We start from the raw sequence: 273 nt of genomic DNA on the forward strand, positions 1-273 counted from the left end.
GAATTGCCTGGCAACGTCCTACTCTCACAGGGACAAGGTCCCAACTACCATCGGCGCTAGAGAGCTTAACTTCCGTGTTCGGTATGGGAACGGGTGTGACCTCTCTGCCATCATTACCAGACTGTATTCATTTAAGACAAGAATCATCATAACTTATTTAACTTTTAAAGTCAACAAGTTTTTTATATTCTTTCAAAACTAGATAACATTGCTACATATTATATGGTTAAGTCCTCGATCTATTAGTATTCGTCAGCTCCACATGTCACCATG

At 39.9% G+C, this 273-nt stretch carries 1 rRNA gene; it reads right to left on the reverse strand.

The features are described from left to right. Window positions 1–5 precede the first annotated feature (5 nt). Window positions 6–121, reverse strand: a 5S ribosomal RNA gene (gene rrf / locus F8162_RS14915). Window positions 122–273: the final 152 nt, after the last annotated feature.

This window comes from Bacillus sp. CH140a_4T (assembly GCF_008923725.1).
Taxonomy (GTDB): Bacteria; Bacillota; Bacilli; order Bacillales; family Bacillaceae_G; genus Bacillus_A.